This is a genomic window from Ramlibacter sp. (genome assembly GCF_035706265.1).
Classification (GTDB): Bacteria; Pseudomonadota; Gammaproteobacteria; order Burkholderiales; family Burkholderiaceae_C; genus Ramlibacter.
Map to the genome: position 1 here is coordinate 1 of NZ_DASSVG010000379.1, position 2,452 is coordinate 2,452.

The following is a 2,452-nucleotide window of genomic DNA, read 5'->3' on the forward strand; positions in this document are numbered from 1 at the left end:
GTCTCGTGCATGACTGGCGCAAATACCGGGTCGTGCATTCCGCGTACCTGATCGGTGGCCTGGTGATCGTCGCGTCCTGGCCGTTACGACTCGTCATCGGGCGCAGCGACTGGTGGTTCCCGATCGGAGAAGAGGTGGCGAGGATCGCGCACCAGATCTTCGGGTAAGGGCGCGGCGGGAAATGGGGACATTCTCCATTTCCCAGCAAAAGGGGACGCACCTGCTTCAGGTACGTCCCCTTTTGCCCGCGCAGCGGGGAAATGGAGAATGTCCCCATTTTCCCCACTCTCTAATCCCCACTTTCCTCACCCGGCACCTCTTGGCCAGCTCACCAGCGCCACGCCGGCCAGCATCACTGCCATGCCGATGATCTGGTTCGCGCCCAGGTGCTCGCCGAGGAACCACCAGCCGAGCACCGCGGCGATCGCCGGGTTCACGTATGAATACGTGCCGACCATCGCGGGCGTGGTGTTCTTCGCGAGCCATGCGAACGCGGTGTACGCCAGGCACGAACTCATGATGGTGAGATAGGCCATCGCCGTGAGCCCGGGCACCGACCAGTGCCACTCGGCCGTCTCGCCGCTGACGACACCGGCGCCCACCAGCATCAGCCCGCCCATCGACATCTGCAGCGCCGTGAACGTCAGCACGTCGAGCTTCGAATGTGCGTTGCGGATGTACACGGTGGCCGCCGACCAGCTGAACACCGCCAGCAGGATCAGCAGCTGGTAGCCGAAGTGGCCGGGCGCCAGTCCGCTGTGCGGCCAGATGATCAGCACCGTACCCGCGAAGCCGACGACGAGGCCCAGCAACGTGCGCCGGTCGAGCGCGTGCGCGCGCCGGCCGCGCGTCGCGAGCAGCGCGATCCACAGCGCCGCCGAGGCATTCAGGATCGCGGTCTGGTTCGAGGCCACGTGCTGCATGGCGATGTTGGTGGCGCCGTTGGCGACGAACACGCTGCCGACGGCGACCACCAACAGGTGCCGCCACTCGGTGGCGTCGAGCCTCACGCGGTTGCCGAGCGCCAGTGTGGTCAGGCCGAGCAGGACGCCGGCGCACGTGAAGCGGATGCCGCCGAACAACAGCGGCGGCAGCGCGTGCACGCCGATGCTGGCCACCATGTAGGTGGAACCCCAGACAAGGTAGACGGTGGCGAAGCAGACGATCAGCTTCGCGCGGTGCGAAGAATCAGGCATGGGCGAGTCAGCGGGGGAAGCGGCTCAGGCGTGCATGCTACCTGCCGCTTCTCCCGCCCGCTCGCACGTTGCTCAACTCACGTTCAGTCAGTCCTGCGGCTGCCGACCGTGTACAGCCACCAGCCGATCGCCGCGAGGAACACCAGGCCGACGATGTCGCCCATCGCGCCGCCGAGCTGCATGCCGGCCGGCAACGCCAGCGCATCGCCGCGTTCCGTGACGACGATCGGGATCGCCATCAGGATGCCCATCAAAGCCTCGCCGGTGATCAGTCCCGCGGCGAACAGCATGCCGGTGCGATTGCGCTTCTCGACCTGCTCCTCGCTCAGGCCGCGGCCGAAGCCACGCGTCACGATGTAGTTCAGCAGGCCGCCCAGGAAGATCGGCACCATGGTCTCGAGCGGCAGGTAGATGCCGATCGCCGCAGCCAGCACCGGCACGCGGAACGGCGCGTTCTTCGCCTTCAGGATCAGGTCGAGAGTGATGATCGCGACGCCGATCAGCGCGCCGATGCCGATCATGGTCCAGGGCAGGTGACCGCCGAACAGGCCCTTGGCCACCGATGCCATCAGGTTCGCCTGCGCGGCTTCGAGCGGATTCGGATGCTCCGGCGTCTGCACGCCGATGCCGTAGGCCTTGGCCAGCAGGTTCAGCGTCGGCGCCATGACCATCGCGCAGGAGATCGAGCCGATGGCCAGCATCACCTGCTGGCGCCACGGCGTGGCGCCGACCAGGTAGCCCGCCTTGAGGTCCTGCAGGTTGTCACCGGCGATACAGGCCGCGCAGCACACCACCGCGCCGATCATCACCGCGGCCACCGGGCCGATGGCCGAGGTCTTGCCGAGAAAGCCCAGCAGCACCAGCGCGGCGAACAGGATGGTGGCGATCGTGATGCCCGAGACCGGGTTGTTGGACGAACCCACCAGGCCCGCCATGTACGCCGACACCGAGCAGAACAGGAAGCCGGCCGCGATCATGATCACCGACATCGCGAGCGCGACACCGACGCTGCCGCCGAACGACAGGCCGCTGCTGCTCAGGATGTACCAGTACAGCAGCGCCAGCGGGATCGTGAACAGCAGCGTGCCCATGAGCACCGCCTTCATCGGCAGGTCCCGGTCGGTGTGCGCGATCAGCGCGTCGCTGCCGGCGCGCGCCGCGGCGAGACCGCTCTTCACGCCCGAGACGATCGACTGCCGCAGCGTGATCAAGGCCCACAGGCCGCCGACCAGCATGGCGCCCACGCCGAGGTAGCG

2 protein-coding genes are annotated in these 2,452 nt (G+C 67.3%); both read right to left on the minus strand.

The window, feature by feature from the left end; genetic code table 11:
- Positions 1 to 305: 305 nt before the first annotated feature.
- Positions 306 to 1,196 carry an EamA family transporter gene (locus VFM98_RS13740; protein WP_325110480.1) on the minus strand — a complete coding sequence of 297 codons (891 nt, stop codon included), beginning with the start codon at positions 1,194 to 1,196 and terminating at the stop codon, positions 306 to 308.
- Between the two features lie 83 nt (positions 1,197 to 1,279).
- A partial coding sequence (locus VFM98_RS13745) for an OPT family oligopeptide transporter (RefSeq protein WP_325110481.1) occupies positions 1,280 to 2,452 on the minus strand: 1,173 nt, incomplete at its 5' end.

Bases quoted from the DNA above. Each gene is read 5' to 3' on its own strand.
- VFM98_RS13740 (WP_325110480.1), bottom strand. From the start codon at position 1,196: ATGCCTGATTCTTCGCACCGCGCGAAGCTGATCGTCTGCTTCGCCACC.